Genomic DNA, 20,626 nt, shown 5'->3' with positions numbered 1-20,626 from the left:
AAAATTCCGCTAAAATCCAATCCTTTTTCCCGATTTCAACACGCGACCGGAACGAATTTCTCCCGCAGCCGACGAGCTTCTAAAACGAATAGGACTTTCTCGACAGACTAAGGAGCGGATCTTTCTTCCGCTCCTTTTTGCGCTGCCGTTAATGTCTGGTCAAAGCCCGCTGCACTTCTTCGACGGATTTTTGCTTAATCAAAGGCGCTTCGCTGATAACCCACTGCGGCATTTCGTAGACATGGCCGGCCCGAACCGCTTTGAGGTTTTTCCAGATGGATGTCTGTTCGATCCGGCTCCGGTTGCTCTGGGCATCGGTGTCGCCGTCCGCACTCGGAGCGCCGACTTCCACGAAGATGTAATCCGCTTCATAGTCCGGGAGCACTTCCAGCGAGATCGGCATGACGTCGTCCAGCTTCTCCACGCCTTTGGCCGGTGTCAGGCCGAGATCGGCGTACAGAACGTCGGACAGCGCCTGCTTCGGACCGTGCACGCGAACTTCTTTGGGCAGAATCCGCACATAGAGGAAAGTCGAACCTGCCGGAACGACGGCCGCGATCGCTTTTTTCGCCCGGGCGGTCTGGGCATCGTAAGCGCTCAGCCATTCGTCGGCCTGCGCTTCGCGCCCGAACATGGCGCCGTAAGCGCAAAGTTCCCGCTTCCAGTCGGCCGAAGGCGAATCGGCGATGATCGTCGGCGCGATGGCCCGGAGCTGATCGTATAGATCGGCCTGCGCTTTGCGTCCCAAAATGACATCGGGAGCGGCCTCCAGTACGGCTTCGACGTTGACTTCGTCGCCGAGCGGCTTGGCTTCGCCGATTGCGGCTTCGTCCAGATAAGGAGGAGCGACATTCCCGGGATATAGGCCCGTGGCGTAAGGCTTGATCCCGAGTGCGAGCAGGAAATCAGTCAGCCGGTAATCGAGCGAAGCGATGCGCTTCGGTTCGGCCGGGATCGCGCTCTCGCCGTTGAGATGCTTCACGCTGCGCGTCTCGGGTTGCGCGGCAGGCGCATTTCCCGCGGCGGGAGTGCTTCCGCCGGAAGAGCTGCAGCCCGCGGCAAGCAGGGCGCTGCCCAAGAGCAGCAGCGAAGCGGATTTATGGAGAGCAGACTTACGGATAAACGACATCAAGCAAAACCTCTTTTCGATAATGATAATCGTTATCATATATGACGAAGAGCGGCGGGTCAACCGGATCGACCGCTGTATGGGATATGCGCAGGCCGCGATTATCAAAACCGACAAATTGTATAGGGAATACAAATTATCGATGCGGAATGAAGGACGACAGGTGAACTATTTTTCATTTTGACATTGAAATTCAAAGATCTCAGACAAAAAGATGGACAACCCGATATGGATTCGCTAACATAGGAAAATGCAAAACCGCAGTACAGCGGAAACGAATTAAACTCGGAAAGAGGTAGAGGAATGAGCGGGTTGGATAAAAAAACCGGTAAGACCGTCGAAAGACCCGGAGAGGGCACGGCAGGCTTTTCCAAAAACGGATTTATCCTTGCGGCGATCGGAAGCTCGGTCGGCTTGGGCAACATGTGGAAATTTCCTTATATTACGGGCGAGAACGGAGGAGCGGCTTTCTTCCTGCTGTTTATCCTCTGTCTGGTCGTCGTAGGCCTGCCGATTCTGCTGGCGGAAATGACCATCGGACGCGGAGGACGCGGCAACGCTTCCTCGTCGCTGTTCAATCTGACGAACAAGAAGCATTGGAAATGGTTCGGCCTGATCTCGATCATCACCGCTTTCCTGATCATGTCGTACTACAGCGTCGTGGCGGGTTGGACGCTGCATTACATGATCCAGTCGTTCGCCGGCGCACTGTCGGATGTCAATATGGATTATGCGGCAGCGTTCCTCGGCTTTGCGGGCGGCTATATGCCGATCTTCTGGAGTGCGGTGGTCATGGCGATTACCGGTTTCGTCATTGCGAGAGGGATCTCGGGCGGAATCGAGAAGTTCAACAAGATCCTGATTCCCGGCTTCCTGATTCTCCTGCTGATCATGATGGTCCGCGCGTTGACGCTGCCGGGCGCTATGGAGGGCGCGGAATTCTTCCTGAAGCCGGACTTCTCGAAGCTGAACGAAGAATCGGTGCTGATCGCGCTGGGCCACTCGTTCTTCTCGCTCTCGCTCGGTATGGGCTGCATGCTGACATACGGTTCCTACGTGCGTAAAGACCAGTCGCTCGGCAAAGCTACGCTTGCGATCGGCGCAGGCGACCTGCTGTACGCGTTCATCGCCGGTCTGGTTATTTTCCCGACGGTATTCGCCTACGGCATGGAGCCGTCCAGCGGCGTCGGCCTGGCATTCATCGCGCTGCCGGCCGCGTTCGCGCAGATGCCGCTTGGCTTCCTGTTCGGCGGTTTGTTCTTCCTGCTGCTGGCGATCGCCGCACTGACTTCCGCCGTCTCTATCCTCGAAGTTCCGGTCGCCTACGCGATGGAGCAGTGGAAATGGAGCCGCAAAAAAACAGCGGTTATCATGGCGACTCTGGCGTTCCTGCTTGGCGTACCGTCGGCATTGTCCGTCGAAGGCGCCAACGGACCGCTCAGCAACGTCGTCATTTTCGGCAAAACGATCTTCGACCTGTTCGACTTCTCGACCTCGTATATCCTGATGCCGATCGGCGGTCTGATTATCACGCTGTTCACGGGCTACGCCTGGAAACGCGCGGGTGTGGAAGCGGGACTCACGGGCGGTGTCTACCGCACTTGGATGTTCCTGCTCCGCTACGTCTGCCCGCTGTTGATCATCCTGATCTTCTTGTACTCGATCGGCGTACTGAAATTCTAGATTACTTTTTGCTTCTGGACGTTCCGCTTTTGCGGAACGTCTTTTTTGTCGTTTCGGCGCAGAAAAGTTAAATTTTTATAAAAAACGTTCGCTTTCGTATAAAGACCCCCCAAAAAAGCGATGCTATGCTGGAACACGTAAACGACAAGACGGCGCCGAATAAATGGAAGCGCTATCTATAACGGAATGCGGGAGGGAAACCGGTGATGAGAAGAATAGCGGTACTTCTGCTCGTGCTGATGCTGACGGCGGTCCTCGGCGGCTGCAACCTGGCGGAACGCAGTGCGGGAAGTGCGGAGAAAGGGTATATCGGCTTGTCGATGCCGACCAAATCGTCGGAACGCTGGGTCGGGGACGGAAGCAATATGCGGCGGCTGTTCGAGCAGCAGGGCTACAAGACCGATTTGCAGTATGCGGAAGACGTGGTCGAGAACCAGATTTCGCAGATCGAGAACATGATTACCAAAGGCGTGGATGTGATCGTGATCGCGGCGGTGGACGGCAACACGCTGACCGATGTCATCGGCAAAGCGCACGACCAGGGAATCCGGGTCATCGCCTACGACCGTTTGATCCGCAACACGCCTCATATCAGCTATTACTCGACCTTCGACAACTTTAAGGTAGGCGTGCTTCAAGCTTCTTACATCGAACAGGCTCTCGGTCTGAAGGAAGGCAAAGGCCCTTTCAATATCGAACTGTTCGCCGGGTCTCCGGACGACAACAACGCCTACTTCTTCTATGACGGCGCGATGTCGATTCTTCAACCGTACATCGATTCCGGCAAGCTGGTTGTCCGCAGCAAACAGACGACCATGGCCCAGATCGCAACGCTGCGCTGGGACGGCTCGCTGGCCCAGTCGCGAATGGACAATCTGCTCAGCGCCTATTACTCCGACGAACATCTGGACGCGGTATTGTCACCGTACGACGGCATCAGCATCGGGATTTTGTCGTCGCTCAAAGGGATCGGCTACGGCTCGTCCGCGAAGCCTCTTCCCGTGATTACCGGGCAGGACGCCGAGCTGGCTTCGATCAAATCGATCGTGGCCGGCGAGCAGACGCAGACCGTGTTCAAAGATACCCGCAAGCTTGCGCAGCAGACGGTCAATATGGTGGAAAGCGTGCTCCAGGGCGAAGAAGCCGAAGTGAACGATACGAAGTCGTACGACAACGGCATCAAAGTCGTTCCGGCTTATCTGCTGGACCCCGTATCGGTCGACAAAAATAACGTACGGCAGGAGATCGTGGACCAGGACTATTACACCCAAGAAGAAATCGGTCTGAAATAAAACAGGAAGCCAAGACCGGCCGAATCGAACGAAGCAGCAGAACAGGAGGGCTGAACCATGTCGGAGTACATCTTGGAAATGCGCGGGATCGTCAAGACGTTTCCCGGTGTCAAAGCGCTGGACGATGTGAACATCCGGGTGCGGCAGGGCGAGATTCATTCGCTGTGCGGAGAGAACGGAGCGGGCAAGTCGACATTGATGAAAGTGCTGAGCGGCGTCTATCCGCACGGCAGCTACGAAGGCGATATTCTGTTCGAAGGCCAGACGTGCGAATTCAAGGATATCAAGCAGAGCGAGGAAAAAGGCATCGTCATCATTCACCAGGAGCTGGCGCTTATCCCGTATCTGTCGATTGCGGAGAACATTTTCCTCGGCAACGAACGTTCGAAAAAAGGCGTCATCGATTGGAACGAGACGATTATGCGGACCGGCGAACTGCTCAAAAAAGTCGGCTTGAGCGAAAATCCCAATACGCTCGTCGGCAATATCGGCGTCGGCAAACAGCAGTTGGTGGAGATTGCCAAAGCGCTGTCCAAAAAGGTCAAGCTGCTCATTCTCGACGAGCCGACCGCAGCCCTGAACGAGCATGACAGCGAGAATCTGATGCGGCTGATGCTGGAATTCAAACGCGAAGGCATCACCTGCATTTTGATCTCCCACAAGCTGAACGAAGTGACCCGGGTCTCGGATTCGATCACTATTCTGCGCGACGGCCATACGATCGAAACGATGAGTATGCAGGAAGACGGGGTCACGGAAGACCGGATCATCAGCGGCATGGTCGGGCGCGACATGACGCACCGATACCCCGAGCGGACGCCGGAGATCGGCGAAGTGGCGCTCGAAGTCCGCGGCTGGACCGTCTATCACGAACATCATCCGGACCGCAAAGCGCTGGACGATATCAATCTGACGCTGCGCCACGGCGAAATCGTCGGTATCGCGGGATTGATGGGGGCGGGGCGGACGGAGCTTGCGATGAGCATCTTCGGCAAATCCTACGGCCGGAACATCAGCGGACAGCTTGTCAAAGACGGCAAGGAAATCCGCAACGATTCGGTCAGCCAGGCGATCGCCAACGGCTTCGCCTACGTAACGGAAGACCGCAAGGAATACGGATTGATTCTGATGGACGATATCAAGCGCAATATTTCGCTGACGGGCATCGGCAAGCTGACCAAGCGGGCGGTCGTCAACGAACGCGAAGAAGTGCTGGTCGCCGAAGACATGCGCAAACGGATGAATATCAAGACGCCGAGCATCTTGCAGAAGACCGGCAATCTGAGCGGAGGCAATCAGCAGAAAGTCGTACTCGGCAAATGGATCTTCTCGGAACCGGATATTCTGATTCTGGATGAACCGACCCGGGGGATCGACGTCGGCGCCAAATACGAAATCTATACGATCATTCAACAGCTGGCCGCGCAGGGCAAAGCCGTTCTCGTCATTTCGTCGGAACTGCCGGAGGTGATCGGACTCAGCGACCGCATTTATGTCATGAACGCCGGCCGGATCACGGGCGAAGTCAGCCGCGAGCAGGCGTCCCAGGAGACGTTGATGAAATATATGACCCATACAGGAGGCGTTAAGCGTGGAAGCGATCACCAAACTGTTTAAAAACAACGTCCGGCAGTACGGCATGATTATTGCCCTGGTCGTCATCATGATTCTGTTTACGGTGCTGACGGGAGGACTGCTCGTCAAACCGATCAATATCACCAACCTGATTCTGCAAAACAGCTATATCCTCGTGCTGGCGATCGGCATGGTGCTCGTCATCATCACTGGCCATATCGATCTGTCCGTCGGATCGGTCGCCGCGTTCGTGGGCGCCCTGTCGGCGATCATGATGGTAGACTGGGGACTGCCGGCCTGGATCGCGGTTATCGCGTCGTTGGCAGCCGGAGCGCTGATCGGCGCCTGGCAGGGATTCTGGGTCGCTTACGTCAAGATTCCCGCTTTTATCGTGACGCTGGCCGGGATGCTGCTGTTCCGGGGCTTGACCATGATCGTGCTGGAAGGCCAATCGATCTCCCCGTTCCCGGACGGATTCACGAAGATCAGTTCCGGCTTCGTGCCGAATCTGGCCGATACGGCAACCAATCTGGTCGCGATTCTCGCCGGCGTCGCGTTCACGGTGCTCTACATCCTGAACGAGCTGCGCGGCCGCCGCGAACAGGCCCGATACAATTTTGAAGTGACGTCGACTGGATTGTTCGTGCTCAAACTCGCGGTGATCGCGATTGTCATCAACGCGTTTACGTTTATGCTGGCCAGCTATGCGGGGATTCCGAACATTCTGGTGCTGCTGTTCGTGCTTATTCTCGCTTACTCGTTCATGATGAACAAGACGGTCATGGGACGCCATATTTACGCCTTGGGCGGCAACGAGAAAGCGGCGGGACTGTCGGGTATCAAAACAAAAAAAGTCACGTTTTGGGTATTCGTCAACATGGGCGTACTGGCTGCGGTCAGCGGCCTGATCTTCGCGGCCCGTCTGGACGCGGCAACGCCGAGAGCCGGTACCAACTTCGAACTTGATGCGATCGCCGCCTGCTTTATCGGAGGCGCATCGGCTGCCGGCGGGATCGGGACCGTGTTCGGCGCGATCATCGGCGGACTTGTCATGGGCGTGCTGAACAACGGCATGTCGCTGATCGGGCTCGGGATCGACTGGCAGCAGGGTATCAAAGGTCTGGTGCTGCTGCTTGCGGTCGCGTTCGATATCTATAACAAAAACAAAAGAGCCGCTTAATCCGAAGCGCCCGGGTATACGCCCGCTTTTCGGCTGACAGCCGTATCCAACCCTGCCGCTTAGGCTGCCGGTTTGGATACGGCTTCGCCGCGGTTTGGCGCCGTATTCGTCGGAATTCTCTTTTTTTCGCGATCCGATTTGGATACACTTAAGCCTGAAGAGATTGAGGCGGCGCAAGCCGCAGGTGCAGAAGGAAGGAGGCAGGCGGTACGTGAAGAAAATGGCTCTGCTCTACATGGTGCTGATTGCGGCTTTTCTGGCTTATGCCGCCCAGCATATTTATACGAACAAAGCCGACGAGCGATCGTTCCGTTCGCAGCAGCTGCGGGGAGAACTCGGCGAAAATTATGTGATGGTTACCTTTTTGTCGGGAATCGAATATTGGAAAAGCTGCCTGAAAGGGTTCGAAGATGCGGCCGGCGCGCTGAATGTGTCGATCGAATACCGCGGCGCGACGCAGTACGATGCCCGGGAACAAATCACGGTGCTGGAACAGATTATTGCCAAAAAACCTGCGGGAATCGCGATTTCCGCTATCGATACCCATTCGCTGACCGGTGTGATCGACAAAGCGGTGGACGCGGGGATTCCCGTCGTCCTGTTCGATTCCGGGGCGGAAGGCAGCAAAGCCTACTCGTTTCTCGGTACGGACAATTATGCGGCAGGAGCCGCGGCGGCGGAGCGGATGGCCGATCTGCTCGGCGGACAAGGGGAAGTGGCGGTGATTACGCTCCCTTTCCAGCAGAATCACGAAGAACGCACACGGGGCTTCCGCGAAGCGATCGAGCGGTCGTATCCGGGCATGAAGGTCGTTGCGACGGAAGACGACAAAGGCGACGCGATGGTGGCCAAGAATCTGACCCAGTCCCTGCTGCGCAAACATCCGGATCTGGCCGGCGTATTCGTGACCGAAGCGGCCGGAGGCAAAGGAGCCGGTGAAGCCGCAGCCGAGCTTGTACGGGATACGAAACTGCGGGTCATCGCGTTCGATACCGACAAGGACACGCTCGATATGATCCGCGAAGGCAGCATCTCGGCCACGATTGCCCAGGGGACCTGGAATATGGGCTATTGGTCGCTGCAGTATCTGTTTCACCTGCATCACGATCTGACGATTCCGTCTCCGGCGGCTTCCGGCGATGTGTCGCCTCTGCCGGTCGGCGTCGATACGGGAATTTCGATCGTAACGCCGGACAATGTGGACGATTATTATGCCAAATGAACGGCGAACACCGGCGGAACGTAGAGCGGGTCGAACTTTTGCGCGCCTGAAGCCGCTGCACCTGCACGATCTGCGTCTGCGCTATCAGCTGATGATTCTGTTTCTGCTGGTCAGTCTGCTGCCCTCGATCGGACTCGGTTATCTCGTGAACTGGACCGTAAGCCGGGTCTTGGAGAAACAGGCCGTCGAGCATACGCTGCAGCTGATCGGGAAAGTCAACCAGACGCTGGACAGCGATATGGAAAGTTTGCAGAACATGACCTACCTGATCGGATTCGACGAAGGCGTCCGTGCGTTCATGAACGGCGGCGAAGCGTCCGACGACGATACTTATCGGCTTAAGCAGTATTTGCAGCGTTATACGACCTTGTATCCGGAGATCGCGGGACTGCTTGTCGTCGGCAGGAACGGGGATTATGTCAGCAACGAACTGTACGCCCGCACGCCTGCGAATTTGACGGAGGAACCCTGGTACCGCGAAGCGCTTGAACGGGAAGGGCTGTTTACAGTTCTCGGACAGCCTTCGGAGCGGAATTTGACCTCGCATGTCAATTATCGGGGCGACGAGGTGGTTACGGTCGTACGCGCGGTCATGGACCCCGATACCGAGCAGGCGGTCGGGGTCGTATTGATTGATCTGAAGCTGTGGACCATATCGAAAGCGGCGCGCGATATCAAGCTTGGCAGAACCGGATATTTGACGGTGGTGGACCGGGAAGGCGGACAGATTTACGCACCCGAGCAGCCTTATGCCGACCGTCTGCCTGCCGAGTGGTTCGAAGGCGGAGAGACCGGGGCGGTCACGCGCACCGTAGACGGCCAGGAGCTGCAGCTGATCTACGCCGAGTCGGCGTTCACCGGCTGGCGAACGGTCGGTGTGTTTCTGACGAAGGAATCGGTGTACGAGGTCGGACAGATCCATTTCTATGTGATCTGCTTCCTGTTCTTCGTCTGTCTGCTCGGATTGACGGCGTCCCTGCGTTTATCGAAATCGATCTCCGATCCGATCGGCGGTCTGATGGCCTCTATGCGCCGCGCCGAATCGGGAGATCTGTCCGTGCCGTATACCGAAATTCGCGGCGACGAGATCGGAATGCTGGGACACAGTTTCAACCACATGCTGGTCGAACTGCGCAGTCAGATCAAGCTGGTCGAGCGCAAGGAACGGCAGAAGCGGGAAGCGGAACTGCGCAGTCTGCAGGACAATATCAAGCCGCATTTTCTGTATAACACGCTGGACACGATCCACTGGATGGCCCGCAAAAAAGACGCCGGCGAAGTGTCCGAGATGGTGGAGTCGCTGTCCAAGCTGTTCCGGATCGGACTCAGCAAAGGCAGCGATATCATTCCCCTCGCAGACGAAATCGAGCATATCCGCAGCTATCTGCTGATCCAGCAGACGCGGTATACAGGACGGCTTGCGGTCGAGATCGAAGCCGACCCCCGGTCGGATCCGGCTTTCGTCTTGAAGCTGCTGCTTCAGCCGCTGGTCGAAAATGCGATCTATCACGGGATCAAAGCGCGCCGGGGACCCGGCGTGATCCGGATCCGAATTGCGGCGGGGCCAGATGAGCTGCTGCTGGAAGTGGCGGACGACGGAGCGGGGATGGAGCCGGAGCGTCTCGCGGAGCTGCGGCAGAAGCTGCGGCGGCCGCTGGAAGCGCTCGAGCGCCAGTCTTCCGAGCGTGAACGCAGCGGCCGCAGCTACGGCATGCTGAACGTTCAGGCGAGATTGAATCTTGCTTTTGGAGAAGCTTACGGGCTCAAGATCGACAGCAGGCCCGGCGAAGGAACCGTCGTGACGGTTCGCCATCCGCTGCTGCTTGAACCGCCGGCGATCGGAAGCGACGAGGAGGAGAAGAAATGAGAGAAACGCCTTATCGGGTATTGATTGCGGACGACGAACCGATTATCCGTGAAGGATTGCGGAAAGCGGTGAACGGAGCGGGACTCGACATGGAAGTGGTCGGCGAAGCGGAAGACGGCGAAGAAGCGCTTGAACTTGCCCTGAGTCTGAATGTGCATCTGGTCCTCGTGGACATGAACATGCCGTTTCTGAACGGGATCGCGCTGATGCGCAAGCTGCGGGAACAGCTGCCGGACTGCCGTTTCGTCATTATCACGGGACACGACGAATTCGATTACGCCCGTGAAGGGATCCGCCTCGGGGTCGAAGACTATATGCTCAAGCCCGTCAATCCCGAACTGCTGCAGGGAGTCCTGCTTCGGGTCAAAGAAAATCTGGACAATCTGGCCAAGCAGGCAGGGTACCTGAAGCTTGCTTCCGAGCAGATTCGCCGCAATATTCCGCTGCTCCAAGCGCGTTTCGGCCAGGAATGGGCGGAAGGGCTGCTTGGCGAAGACGAGATCGAAGAACGGCTCGATTTTCTGGGACTTCCGCCTTCCAGCCCGGTGCAGCTGTGCGTGATTCGCTGGGGCGAACGGGAATCCACGCAGCCGGTCCTGCGGGAAAGCGATCGCCAGCTGTATACGTTCGCAACGGAGAATATCGTCTCGGAGCTGGCCGGCAGCAGACGGAATATGCTGATGCAGGATACGGCGGGGCTTCTCCTGCTGTTTCTGTGGGATGCGGCCGAAGCGGATCTTGCGGCCATCATCGAACGCAGCGTCAGACGCTTCCTCAAAATCTCGGTGAACGCGCATCTGGAACCGGTGGCGGGAGGCGTCTTGTCGCTGCCGGATGCGTATCTGCGCTGCCGGTCCGCCGTGTACAAAGACGCGCAGCTGTCGCCGCTTGTCCGGCGCGCGCGGGAATATCTGGGCGAGTATTACGGCGATCCCGAACTTACGCTCGAATCGTTTGCCCGGACGCTCCAGGTATCGCCCGTCTACCTGAGCCGTATTCTCAAAAAAGAGCTGGGCGATTCGTTCGTGGCGCTGCTGACCCATGCCCGTATGCGCAAAGCGATCGAGCTGCTGAATTCGACCGATCTGCCGATCTACGAGATTGCGGAACGCAGCGGGTACGACAGCCAGCATTATTTCAGTACCGCCTTCAAAAAGGTAATCGGCGTATCGCCGAATCAATATCGGCGCGGGGCGGCTTTTCCCGATCAGCCTGCCGGACGGTAAGCGCAAATAGGTCTTTCTTCGGGACTCGGGGCTTCGCAAGGTTCACCTATGGTTGCGAATGGCGCCGGACGTGTAATAGAACTTAGCGGCCGGGCAAAAGTTCCGGCCGGTAAGCCTGGAGAAAAGAGGGGAAAAGATGGAACGAACCAAAAAATTCAGCCTGCGTTTCGATTGGCCTTACCATTTCGTGACGCTTCCGCTTGCTCTTGCAGTGTTCACCGCTTCGATCGTAAATCTGGTTCGGGCATGGGATGAGGACGGAGCGGCCCTACCGGCCTGGATCTTGACGGGAATTGCGCTGTGCCTGATCTTCGCGGCGACCCGGATTCGCGTCTATGCGACCAAGACGCAGGATCGTATCGTTCGCGTCGAAGAAGGATTCCGCTATTACCGCCTGACGGGACGCGAAATCGACCGGCGCTTGAGCATGGCGCAGATCATCGCTCTGCGCAACGCGGGCGACAAAGAGTTTCCGTCGCTGTGTTCGCGCGCGGCCGAAGAGAACTGGGACGCTAAGCGGATCCGCTCCGCGATCAAAGAGTTCCGGCCGGATACGATGCGGATCTGATCCGACGCGCGGCGGCTGTAGCCGCACTCTATTTGGGATGCAAGAGGCGACGAAAGTCAAAAGAGCGGAACCGATTACTTTCGGTTCCGCTCAGGTTGTCGAGAAAGTCCTATTCGTAGGAGAAGCTCGTCGGCTGCGGGAGAAATTCGTTCCGGTCGCGTGTTGAAATCGAGAAAAAGATTAAATTTCAGCGGAATTTTCTCGATTTCAAAGGCGAACACTATCGTTCCTTCACTGAATTTCTCCCTCCGCCTCCTCACTTTGTTTGGAATACGACTTTCTCGACACGTTAAGCGGAACCGATTACTTTCGGTTCCGCTCTTTTTGATTAGGGAAGGCGTTTGTCCAACCTGAACGGCCGATTCGGATTCCCGGCTGGAAGAAACGATGGATTAAACGACGCCCTGCGCAATCATGGCATCGGCGACTTTCAGGAAGCCGGCAATATTGGCGCCGACGACGAGATTGCCCGGATGGCCGTATTCTTCGGCTTCCTGCCGACAGTCGGCATGGATACGTTTCATGATCCGCTGCAGCTGGGTATCGACTTCTTCGAAGCTCCACGAGACCCGGGCGCTGTTCTGCGCCATTTCCAGCGCCGATACGGCGACGCCGCCGGCATTGGCCGCTTTGGCCGGACCGAACAGCACACCGGCTTCGAGGAAGCGCTCGATAGCCGCAAGCGTCGAAGGCATATTGGCGCCTTCTCCGACCGCTTTGACGCCGCCTTGAATCAGCAGCTCGGCTGCCGCGGCATCGATTTCATTTTGCGTGGCGCACGGCAGGGCAATCTCGCACGGCAGGCTCCAGATGCCTTCGCATCCTTCCGTGTAGACGGCATGCGGGTGCTCCGAGATGTATTCGGAGATACGTCCGCGTCCGGCTTCCTTGATCCGTTTGACCGCGTCCAGGTCGAGGCCTTCGGGATCATGGATATAGCCGGAAGAGTCGCTGCACGCGATCACGGTAGCTCCGAGCGCCTGCGCTTTTTCGATAGCATAGATGGACACGTTCCCGGAGCCCGATACCACCACGCGGCTGCCGTCAAAGTCGAGTCCGGCGCTCTGCAGCATTTCCTGCACGAAGTAAACGCAGCCGTAACCGGTCGCTTCGGTGCGGGCCAGACTGCCGCCGTACAGCGGATTCTTGCCGGTCAGCACGCCCGCTTCGCTGGCTCCGCGAATCCGTTTGTACTGGCCGTACATATAGCCGATTTCGCGTGCTCCCACTCCGATATCGCCGGCCGGCACATCGGTGTCGGGACCGATATGGCGGTACAGTTCGGTCATGAAGCTTTGGGTGAAACGCATGACTTCCATATCGGATTTACCTTTGGGGTCGAAGTCGGAACCGCCTTTGCCTCCGCCGATCGGCTGCCCGGTCAGCGAGTTTTTGAGTACCTGCTCGAAGCCGAGGAACTTGATGATACTCGCGTTGACCGAAGGGTGGAACCGCAGACCGCCTTTGTACGGACCGATCGCACTGTTGAACTGGACCCGGAAACCGCGGTTGACCTGTACGCGCCCGGAATCGTCGACCCAGGGTACCCGGAACGAAATAAGCCGCTCGGGTTCGGACAGGCGCTCCAGCAGTCCGTGTTCGCGATAACGGGGATGCTTGGCGAATACGGGAACAAGCGAGTCGAAAATTTCGCGCACGGCCTGATGAAACTCGTCTTCGTAAGGGTTGCGCCGGACGACAGTATCAAATACGTGTTCAACGTAAGCTTTCGCTTCCGTGTAGGCGGTTTCGTTATAAGTTTCGATCATAAAAAGCACGCTCCTTTTCGAATGAGAGGTCGCTCCGATCCGAAATCGATATCGGCAGCGATCGGACAGTAAGATTTGCTTCTTCGGTACACCAAGGACAAGCGTTAATCGAATAAAGAACCTAGGTGAAAAGCACCGTCAAACGGCTGAAGAGCCGGATGACGGGCGGGAGAACGAACGACAGCCATTCACTTCGCAGTTTCCGCAAAGTGAATTGGACTACAGCCATTCACTTCGCAGTTCTGCAAAGTGAATTGGACTACAACAATTCACTTCGCAGTTGAGCTGCGGATTTCGGGGACAGGTGGCCGAGCGGGATATCGAATACGGTGCGGGCGCCGCTCTGGCCTTCGGCAGCCAGACGGTAAGCGGCGCGGGCATAAGCGACGAGGACGCTGGCGGTGAATTCCGGGTTGCTTTCGAGTTCCAGTCCGAATTCGATCCGCTGCTTCGTTCCGCTTCCGGTCACGCCGCTGCGCATGACGAAGCCACCGTGCGGCATACCGGAGTGCTCGCGCTCCAATTCGTCCATCGTGATGAACGTGACGCTGGTATTATAGTCGGCAAAATAGTTCGGCATGGACACGATCGCTTCACGGATAGCATTTTCGTCCGCGCCTTCTTCCGCCACCACATAACAATCGCGCATGTGTTTGTCGCGCGTCTTGAGGTCCGGCGTTTCGCCCGAACGGATCAGGTCGATCGCCGTTTGGACAGGGACCGTGTACTGAACGCCGGCGCGTACGCCCGGAACCCGGCGGATCGCGTCGGAATGTCCCTGGCTGACGCCTTTGCCCCAGAACGTATACTCTTCGCCTTCCGGCAGGATGGACTGGGCCAGCAGGCGGTTCATGGAGAACAAGCCCGGGTCCCAGCCGGTCGAGATGACGCTGAGCTTGCCGCTCAGCAGAGCCGCCGTATTGACCCGGTCGTAGAATTCCGGAATTTTGGCATGGGTATCGAAACTGTCTACCGTATGGAACAGCGCGGCCAGCTGCGGCGTCTGCTCCGGCAGATCCGTAGCGGACCCGCCGCACAGGATCATGACGTCGATCTCTTCCTTATAACGTTCAACGTCCGCCATATGTACGAAACGGACCGATTCTCCCCGCTGCTCCAGCGACTTGGGATCGCGCCGGCTGAATACGGCGACAAGCTCCATGTCCGGATTTTGTGCGATGGCACTGCGTACGCCGCGGCCCAAGTTGCCATAACCCGTGATACCGATTCTGATTTTCTGCTGCATGAAAGAACCCTCCTTTTTGTAAACGGTTGAATGGAAACTGCCGAATATCGCTTAAGTATAAAAAAAGTTGACACAAAGAGTAAACTGTTAGATGTCTTTTTTAAGTAAAATGCAACCAAAGTCCTAGAGATATTGCATAGATTCTGACTCTTCTGGCGGACGGATCCGATTTGGCTTAAACTATGGGACAAGGCGTTTCCAGTCGCAGGCCGGAAGCGCCGCCCGAAGAGAAACGAAAGCCGGAGCGGGCGGCCGCGGATTGTAGAGATCGGCGGGATGCGAAGCGACGGAAGAAGGAGGACCGGCTGTGACCGGAACAATACTGATTATTGAAGACGAAGAGAAAATCGCCCGGCTGCTGGAACTGGAGCTCGGTTATGAAGGATATCGGACAGGCCGTGCCGGGTCGGGTTCGGAAGGATTGGACAAATACCGGGAAGGCGGCTGGGATCTGATCCTGCTGGATGTGATGCTGCCGGGTTTCAGCGGGATCGAAGTGCTGCGGCGGATTCGGTCGGCCGATTCGCTGACTCCCGTTATTCTCCTGACCGCAAAAGATTCGGTAGAAGACAAAGTGTCGGGACTCGATCTCGGGGCAAGCGACTATGTGACCAAGCCGTTCCAGATCGAGGAACTGCTGGCGCGCATCCGTTCGGCCCTGCGAGCCAGTGCGGCCGCCGGTTCGGGGCGCGAAGGATCGGCGCAGCCGGAAGAGTCCCTTACGGCGGGCAGCCTCAGATTAAACGAACAGACGAGAGAAGTCTTCCGCGGCGAACGGCGGATCGAACTGACTCCCCGCGAATTCGACCTGCTCGTCTTCCTGCTGCGCAACCAGCGCCAAGTCTTAAGCCGGGAGCAGATGATCCGCGAGGTGTGGGGCTACGATTACGCCGGCGATACGAACGTCGTCGATGTCTATATCCGTTATGTGCGCAAAAAAATCGATGAAGAGGGACTTCCCGAGCTGATCCATACGGTTCGCGGCGTCGGTTATGTGCTGAAGGAATCCCCATGAGGCTCAAAAGTAAAATCTACCTCTATTCGTCGGTGCTGTTTGCGGCGCTGCTGGCGGCGGCCTGCATCTCGATCTACCTGCTGTTCGAGAAAATGTCGCTGGATGCGGAAAGCCTGCGCTTCGAGATAGAGGCGGAGCTGACCGCCGAGCGAATCAGCGAATCGGCTTCGCGTACCGCGCCGGACGATCTGCTGCGCGCCTATGCGCCGGCCGACGGCATGCTGAGGGTCGTCCAGCCGGACGGGACCAGTCTGGCCCGTCCCGTGACGGCAAGCGAAGATACGCAGCTTAGCGAGCGCCTCAGCAGCGAACCTTATGCCTATACGGCTTCGCATGCGGCCGAGCGCCTGAGCAGCGGCGGCAAAGGGTATATCCGGGTCTCCGTGCCGGTGATCTGGCCCGACGGCGAAGTGCTGAGCGTCCAGGTCAGCCGCAGTATTGCCGATATCGAAGACCGTTTCGACGTATTGAAGACCGTACTGGTCATTGTGGCGCTGCTGGCCCTGATTCCGGCGGTACTGGCCAGCACCGTGCTGGCGAACCGGATTGTCAGGCCGATTGCCGCACTGACCGGCACAATGGGCGATATTCGGCGCAGCGGCCGGTTTCAGCAGATCGAGACGGGGCAGCGCCCCGGCGACGAACTGGCGGAGATGGGACGGACCTTCAATGAAATGATCGGACTGCTGGAAGGGAACTTTGCGCGGCAGGAGCGTTTTGTCTCCGATGCTTCGCATGAGCTGAAGACGCCGCTGACCATTATCGAGAGCTACGCCAGCCTGTTGAAACGCAGAGGCAAAGACAGACCCGAAGTGTTCGACGAAGCGGTCGATGCCATCTTGTCCGAGTCCGTGCGGATGCGAGAGCTGACCGAGCGTCTGCTGCAGCTGGCCCGAAGCCCGGAAGCGGACCGGCTAGAGATCGTCGATACCGATCTGTCGGAATCGGCCGGAGAGTCCGCGCGGGCGTTCATGCGCGCTTACGGACGGGAGATCGAAGTCGAAGCGCTCCGGCCGGTCTTCGTCCGGACCGATGCGGCCAAGGTGCGGCAGCTGCTCTTCATCCTGCTGGATAACGCGCGAAAATACAGCGAAGACCGGATTACGCTGACCGTGACCGGAGGCGGGGACAAGCCCGCCGAATTGCAAGTGGTCGACCGGGGAATCGGGATTTCCGAAGAAGAGCTGCCGAAAGTGTTCGACCGTTTCTATCGGGTGGATACTTCCCGAACCCGCAGTACCGGCGCCGGAGGTTCGGGTCTCGGACTGTCTTTGGCCCAGGATCTGGCCCAGGCTCTCGGAATCCGCATCGTGATGAAGAGCGAGGTCGGGGAAGGCACGGCGGTTACGCTGCATTTTCCGCCCGCAGAGACCGCAGACCGGGGAGGGGAGCGCTTTAGGCGCGATATTCTTCCGGCACGCGGGCGGTGGTCCAGAAGCGAGGAAGGAGGAGAATCGCCATGAAACGAAGAACGGCATGGGCGGCAGCGTTACTATTGGCTGCCGCTGCCGCCGGCGGGCTGCTGGTCTGGAGCCCCTGGAGTTCGGCAGAGCCTTCGCTTACGCCGACAGAGGCCGAGAAGAAGCTGCTCAAACTGTACTCGGGACAGATCGAGTCGGCCCGCCAGACCGGAGATTTGTACGAAATGCAGCTTCGGACCGAAGCGGGGCTGTATACGGTCAAGCTGTATGCGGCGGACGGTCGGGTCGAGTCGATCCGGCGGCTTGAAGCGGCGGCGGCTCCGCCGCGCGAAATCATAAGCCGGAGCGAGATCAAAGCCCGGCTTGAGCGGCAGGCAGGTGTAAGGGTCGAGCGGCTTGAACTGGACAAGAGCAGCGGGGAATCGCGTCTGTATGCGGCGGAACTCACCGAAGCTTCGGGCGAACGCCGCAGACTTACGATCGACGCGTATACCGGAGATACGCTGACGGATACGCCGCTGGCCGGCAGCGGCGTATCCGCAGGCGGACAGGAGCCGGACGAAGATCCGCCGCCGCAGGATCCCGGCGAGGACGTTCCGTCTTCCGGGGGAACCCCGGCTTCGCCTGACGATCCCGGCGGCGCAAATGCCCGGCTGCTGAGCGAGCGGCAGGCCAAAGCGGCGGCCGCGTCTGCGCTTGGCGTCGAATCCGGTGCCGTGGAAGACAGCGACGCCGAACTGCGCAGCGAAGAAGACGGACAGGCGTATTATCTGGTCGACGTCGAATTGAAGACCGGCCGCCAAGCCGAGGTGCAGATCAATGCCGTATCCGGAGCGATGCAGACGATTACCTGGGACGAAGAGGAGGACAGCGACTCCGACCCGCCGTCTTCCGGGCAGGAAGATTCTCCGAATCCGGACGAGGACTCGGATCAAGACGAGAGCAGCGACGAGGATACGTAACAGGCCCAAGAACGTTTGGCAGTATCCATCCAAGACCGTTTCCGGCGAGACTTCGGGAACGGTCTTTTTTCTCATCGAATTCTAATGAAGCTCTCCCCTCCTTCTCAGACAGGAGCGTTAATCTAAGAGTGCGGCAGGGAACAGAAGCAATTCCTGCAATTCACAGAAGAGAAAGAGGAGGAGATTAATATGGTAAAACGTAAAATGATGATCGGCGCGGTAGCGGCGGCATTGACACTCGGAGGAACGGCGGCGCTGGCAAGCGGAGCAGGAACGGGAGCGGCTTCCACGCAGACAGGCGCGGCAGCTGTATCGACTTCCAAGGCGATGATCTCCAAAACCCAAGCGAAAGAAATCGCGCTCAAAGCGCAAAAAGGAACGGTAGACGATATTGAACTTGAGACGCGCGGAGGCAAAACGTACTATGAAGTCGATATCGACCGCACATCGGGAGATGTAGATGTTTGGGTCGACGCTTACAGCGGCTCGGTACTCAAAGTCGTGGAAGACGACGATCTAAACGATAACGACGACGACCGTACAAGCGGTGCTTCGAATACGGGAGCCGCTGCCGCAGATGTCAAATATACGGCGGAACAGGCCGCTTCCACGGCCGTGAAGCATGTCGGCGGAGGCAAGGTGACGGACAACGATCTGGATGAAGAGGACGGCCGTTATGTGTACGAGATCGATATTCGGACCGCGACGGGCGAAGCCGACGTAACCGTGGATGCCCAAACGGGCAAAGTGCTGTCGAGCGATATCGACAGCGACGATAACGATAACGATAACGATAACGATAACGATGACAACGATCGCGACAATGACGACGATGATAACGATAGCGATGACGACGACAACTGAGTGATCGGGAACGTCTGAAGAAGCGGGGCAGCCCGCTTCTTTTTTTGCTGCGCTCGCAGGGCCGAACAGACCGCCGCATTTTCAGAATTCCCTATCTATTTCCTGTTCTTTTTGAAAGAGCGTTATGGTAGCCTATTAGAGCCTATGTCGATAGACGGGTATCGGAGAAAATGGGGCGTGTGCCGTTCGCATATTCCCGGTTTATCAGCAGACGAGAGAAGGGAAACGAACATGCGAATCGGATGGAAGTGGATGAAAAGATTGACACGGTCGGGAATGGCCGCGGTACTGATCGCAGCCGGCACAGCCGGAGTTTCGGCAGACGCCGCAGCTGCGCGGCAGGCGGACGTGTATTACGTATCGGACGGAGATTTGTACCGCTTCGCGACGGACAGCGGCGTTTCGCAGCAGCTGAGCCGGAACTTCGACGGGACCGAGCTTAAGCCGGCCGGGGACTATATGTATTATTTGTACGACGAGACGTCGACGACGCTGCTTCGTCTGCCGCTGACAGATTCCGCTGCCAAACCTTCGGTTTTCAGCAGGGACAAGCGCGTGGTCCGCTTCGATACCGAAGGCAGTACGGTCTACGCGATGGACGATCAAGGGGTGCTGTACGCGGCGTCTGCCGATGCTGATACATTGACTGGCGGTATCCGAATTACGGAAACGGCCGATCCGGATTTTCCGGCTTTCCAAGTGGTCGGAGACCGGATCTACTATAACGCGCTCAAAGAGGGCCGAACAACCTGGGTCGCTTCCCGAAAAACGGACGGTACGGGCAGCGTGCAGTGGATCGCCAAAGGCGCTCTGGACAATGCCTACTATGCCCGGACCGACAGCAAACGCCTCTATCTGATGATCAACACCGATCCGCGTGAATCGAAGTATTCGACCGACTGCATGGTGCTGTACTCGCTGCCCCTGCAGGGCGGAGCGGCCAAAGCGCTGAATGCCAAATCGCCGCTTGACGCGAATGCGGTATACTCGGGAGCCTGGGCAAACGGCTATTACGGTTTTAACAAAGGGATTCGCCTAGGCGCAGACGGAGATTTCGACTATGCCAAAGGGCAGGGTTACGTGATCAGCGGCACGACGGGCAAAACGATCAAGCTGCACACCGGCAGCGTACACGAGATTGCCAATGTCGGAAGCGGCAGTCTGGCGTTCAATGATGCCACAGGCATGGCTTACGCCGCGACGATCGTGAACGGAAAAGTAACCCAAACCAAAAAACTCGCCGTAAGCAGCGTCGGCCATATCCGCAATCTGACGAATCAGGGCGTCGTACGCTCGACAGTCATATTCGCCCAGAGCGGCGCCTATGTGCTGAACCCGGCGACACTTGCGCTCAAGAAAATGACCGGTGTCGAATGGGAGCTGTGCCGGTATGAAGACGGCGTAGCAGGCATCTTCTATGTAAACGCGGCGGACGGAGGACGTCTGTACCGGATGAACGAGAATACAGCGAAAAGCGTCAAATTGACGAATGAGAAAGTATCGCGCATCGTTCTGGTCGACAAAAAATAACAGTTTGAACGGATTGCGATTCCGGGAATCGGATTCGGCAGGGCAAAGGGAGGTTCCGCAGCTGCGGAACCTCCCTT

16 protein-coding genes are annotated in these 20,626 nt (G+C 57.6%); 13 read left to right on the top strand and 3 right to left on the bottom strand.

Translation table 11 applies throughout. The features are described 5' to 3' along the window. Positions 1-148: 148 nt before the first annotated feature. Positions 149-1,129: an ABC transporter substrate-binding protein gene (locus HRQ60_RS08380; RefSeq protein ID WP_172195292.1), complete on the bottom strand. Its 981-nt coding sequence runs from the start codon at positions 1,127-1,129 to the stop codon at positions 149-151. Between the two features lie 303 nt (positions 1,130-1,432). Here HRQ60_RS08380 and HRQ60_RS08375 point away from each other — a divergent pair, with 303 nt between their 5' ends. The 8 genes from HRQ60_RS08375 (at position 1,433) to HRQ60_RS08340 (ending at position 11,742) form a co-directional block, all read left to right on the top strand. Then, the gene (locus HRQ60_RS08375) at positions 1,433-2,812 is read left to right on the top strand and encodes a sodium-dependent transporter (protein ID WP_172195290.1); all 1,380 of its coding nucleotides are present in this window, start codon (positions 1,433-1,435) and stop codon (positions 2,810-2,812) included. Positions 2,813-3,018: 206 nt separating this feature from the next. Beyond that, positions 3,019-4,104, top strand: coding sequence for a multiple monosaccharide ABC transporter substrate-binding protein (gene chvE / locus HRQ60_RS08370; protein ID WP_172195421.1), 1,086 nt, complete (start codon positions 3,019-3,021; stop codon positions 4,102-4,104). 57 nt (positions 4,105-4,161) lie between these two features. Then, positions 4,162-5,721: a multiple monosaccharide ABC transporter ATP-binding protein gene (gene mmsA / locus HRQ60_RS08365; RefSeq protein WP_172195288.1), complete on the top strand. Its 1,560-nt coding sequence runs from the start codon at positions 4,162-4,164 to the stop codon at positions 5,719-5,721. After that, positions 5,696-6,859: a multiple monosaccharide ABC transporter permease gene (gene mmsB / locus HRQ60_RS08360; RefSeq protein ID WP_172195286.1), complete on the top strand. Its 1,164-nt coding sequence runs from the start codon at positions 5,696-5,698 to the stop codon at positions 6,857-6,859. Before mmsA ends, mmsB begins: the two co-directional genes overlap by 26 nt. A 211-nt stretch (positions 6,860-7,070) precedes the next feature. Then, entirely contained in the window at positions 7,071-8,081 is a 1,011-nt protein-coding gene (locus tag HRQ60_RS08355; RefSeq protein WP_172195284.1) for a substrate-binding domain-containing protein, read from the top strand. After that, positions 8,071-9,948, top strand: coding sequence for a cache domain-containing sensor histidine kinase (locus HRQ60_RS08350; protein ID WP_172195282.1), 1,878 nt, complete (start codon positions 8,071-8,073; stop codon positions 9,946-9,948). Before HRQ60_RS08355 ends, HRQ60_RS08350 begins: the two co-directional genes overlap by 11 nt. Next, positions 9,945-11,174, top strand: a complete 1,230-nt coding sequence (locus HRQ60_RS08345) for a response regulator (protein WP_172195280.1) — start codon at positions 9,945-9,947, stop codon at positions 11,172-11,174. Before HRQ60_RS08350 ends, HRQ60_RS08345 begins: the two co-directional genes overlap by 4 nt. A 136-nt stretch (positions 11,175-11,310) precedes the next feature. Next, complete coding sequence (locus tag HRQ60_RS08340; protein WP_172195278.1) at positions 11,311-11,742, top strand: DUF6526 family protein; 432 nt, start codon at positions 11,311-11,313, stop codon at positions 11,740-11,742. Positions 11,743-12,134: 392 nt separating this feature from the next. On the opposite strand, the gene gdhA is transcribed toward HRQ60_RS08340, so the two are convergent. Together gdhA and HRQ60_RS08330 are read right to left on the bottom strand one after the other, a co-directional pair. Beyond that, entirely contained in the window at positions 12,135-13,511 is a 1,377-nt protein-coding gene (gene gdhA / locus HRQ60_RS08335; RefSeq protein WP_172195276.1) for an NADP-specific glutamate dehydrogenase, read from the bottom strand. A gap of 259 nt (positions 13,512-13,770) precedes the next feature. Further along, positions 13,771-14,757, bottom strand: coding sequence for a diaminopimelate dehydrogenase (locus tag HRQ60_RS08330; protein WP_172195274.1), 987 nt, complete (start codon positions 14,755-14,757; stop codon positions 13,771-13,773). Between the two features lie 307 nt (positions 14,758-15,064). Here HRQ60_RS08330 and HRQ60_RS08325 point away from each other — a divergent pair, with 307 nt between their 5' ends. From HRQ60_RS08325 to HRQ60_RS08305, 5 genes are all read left to right on the top strand, one after another. Further along, on the top strand, positions 15,065-15,772 hold the full coding sequence (locus HRQ60_RS08325) for a winged helix-turn-helix domain-containing protein (protein WP_172195272.1): 708 nt from the start codon (positions 15,065-15,067) through the stop codon (positions 15,770-15,772). Then, positions 15,769-17,235 carry a sensor histidine kinase gene (locus tag HRQ60_RS08320; protein WP_172195270.1) on the top strand — a complete coding sequence of 489 codons (1,467 nt, stop codon included), beginning with the start codon at positions 15,769-15,771 and terminating at the stop codon, positions 17,233-17,235. The genes HRQ60_RS08325 and HRQ60_RS08320 overlap by 4 nt, the downstream gene beginning before the upstream one ends. Continuing rightward, positions 17,232-18,155, top strand: a complete 924-nt coding sequence (locus tag HRQ60_RS08315; RefSeq protein ID WP_172195268.1) for a PepSY domain-containing protein — start codon at positions 17,232-17,234, stop codon at positions 18,153-18,155. Before HRQ60_RS08320 ends, HRQ60_RS08315 begins: the two co-directional genes overlap by 4 nt. A 189-nt stretch (positions 18,156-18,344) precedes the next feature. Next, positions 18,345-19,019 carry a PepSY domain-containing protein gene (locus HRQ60_RS08310; protein ID WP_172195266.1) on the top strand — a complete coding sequence of 225 codons (675 nt, stop codon included), beginning with the start codon at positions 18,345-18,347 and terminating at the stop codon, positions 19,017-19,019. Positions 19,020-19,250: 231 nt separating this feature from the next. Then, positions 19,251-20,549 (top strand): DUF5050 domain-containing protein, encoded by a 1,299-nt coding sequence (locus HRQ60_RS08305; protein ID WP_246281228.1) that lies wholly within the window; start codon positions 19,251-19,253, stop codon positions 20,547-20,549. The last annotated feature ends 77 nt before the right edge of the window (positions 20,550-20,626 follow it).

Source organism: Saccharibacillus qingshengii, from assembly GCF_013185195.1.
GTDB lineage: Bacteria > Bacillota > Bacilli > Paenibacillales > Paenibacillaceae > Saccharibacillus > Saccharibacillus qingshengii.
Note: the sequence above shows the minus strand (reverse complement) of the source record. Positions and strands in the feature narration are given on the sequence as shown.

Coding starts and splice junctions, on each gene's coding strand:
- HRQ60_RS08330 (WP_172195274.1), bottom strand. CDS start 14,757: ATGCAGCAGAAAATCAGAATCGGTATCACGGGTTATGGCAACTTGGGC.
- gdhA (WP_172195276.1), bottom strand. CDS start 13,511: ATGATCGAAACTTATAACGAAACCGCCTACACGGAAGCGAAAGCTTAC.
- chvE (WP_172195421.1), top strand. CDS start 3,019: ATGAGAAGAATAGCGGTACTTCTGCTCGTGCTGATGCTGACGGCGGTC.
- HRQ60_RS08345 (WP_172195280.1), top strand. CDS start 9,945: ATGAGAGAAACGCCTTATCGGGTATTGATTGCGGACGACGAACCGATT.
- HRQ60_RS08380 (WP_172195292.1), bottom strand. CDS start 1,129: ATGTCGTTTATCCGTAAGTCTGCTCTCCATAAATCCGCTTCGCTGCTG.
- HRQ60_RS08320 (WP_172195270.1), top strand. CDS start 15,769: ATGAGGCTCAAAAGTAAAATCTACCTCTATTCGTCGGTGCTGTTTGCG.
- HRQ60_RS08315 (WP_172195268.1), top strand. CDS start 17,232: ATGAAACGAAGAACGGCATGGGCGGCAGCGTTACTATTGGCTGCCGCT.
- HRQ60_RS08350 (WP_172195282.1), top strand. CDS start 8,071: ATGCCAAATGAACGGCGAACACCGGCGGAACGTAGAGCGGGTCGAACT.
- mmsA (WP_172195288.1), top strand. CDS start 4,162: ATGTCGGAGTACATCTTGGAAATGCGCGGGATCGTCAAGACGTTTCCC.
- HRQ60_RS08310 (WP_172195266.1), top strand. CDS start 18,345: ATGGTAAAACGTAAAATGATGATCGGCGCGGTAGCGGCGGCATTGACA.
- HRQ60_RS08305 (WP_246281228.1), top strand. CDS start 19,251: ATGCGAATCGGATGGAAGTGGATGAAAAGATTGACACGGTCGGGAATG.
- HRQ60_RS08375 (WP_172195290.1), top strand. CDS start 1,433: ATGAGCGGGTTGGATAAAAAAACCGGTAAGACCGTCGAAAGACCCGGA.
- HRQ60_RS08340 (WP_172195278.1), top strand. CDS start 11,311: ATGGAACGAACCAAAAAATTCAGCCTGCGTTTCGATTGGCCTTACCAT.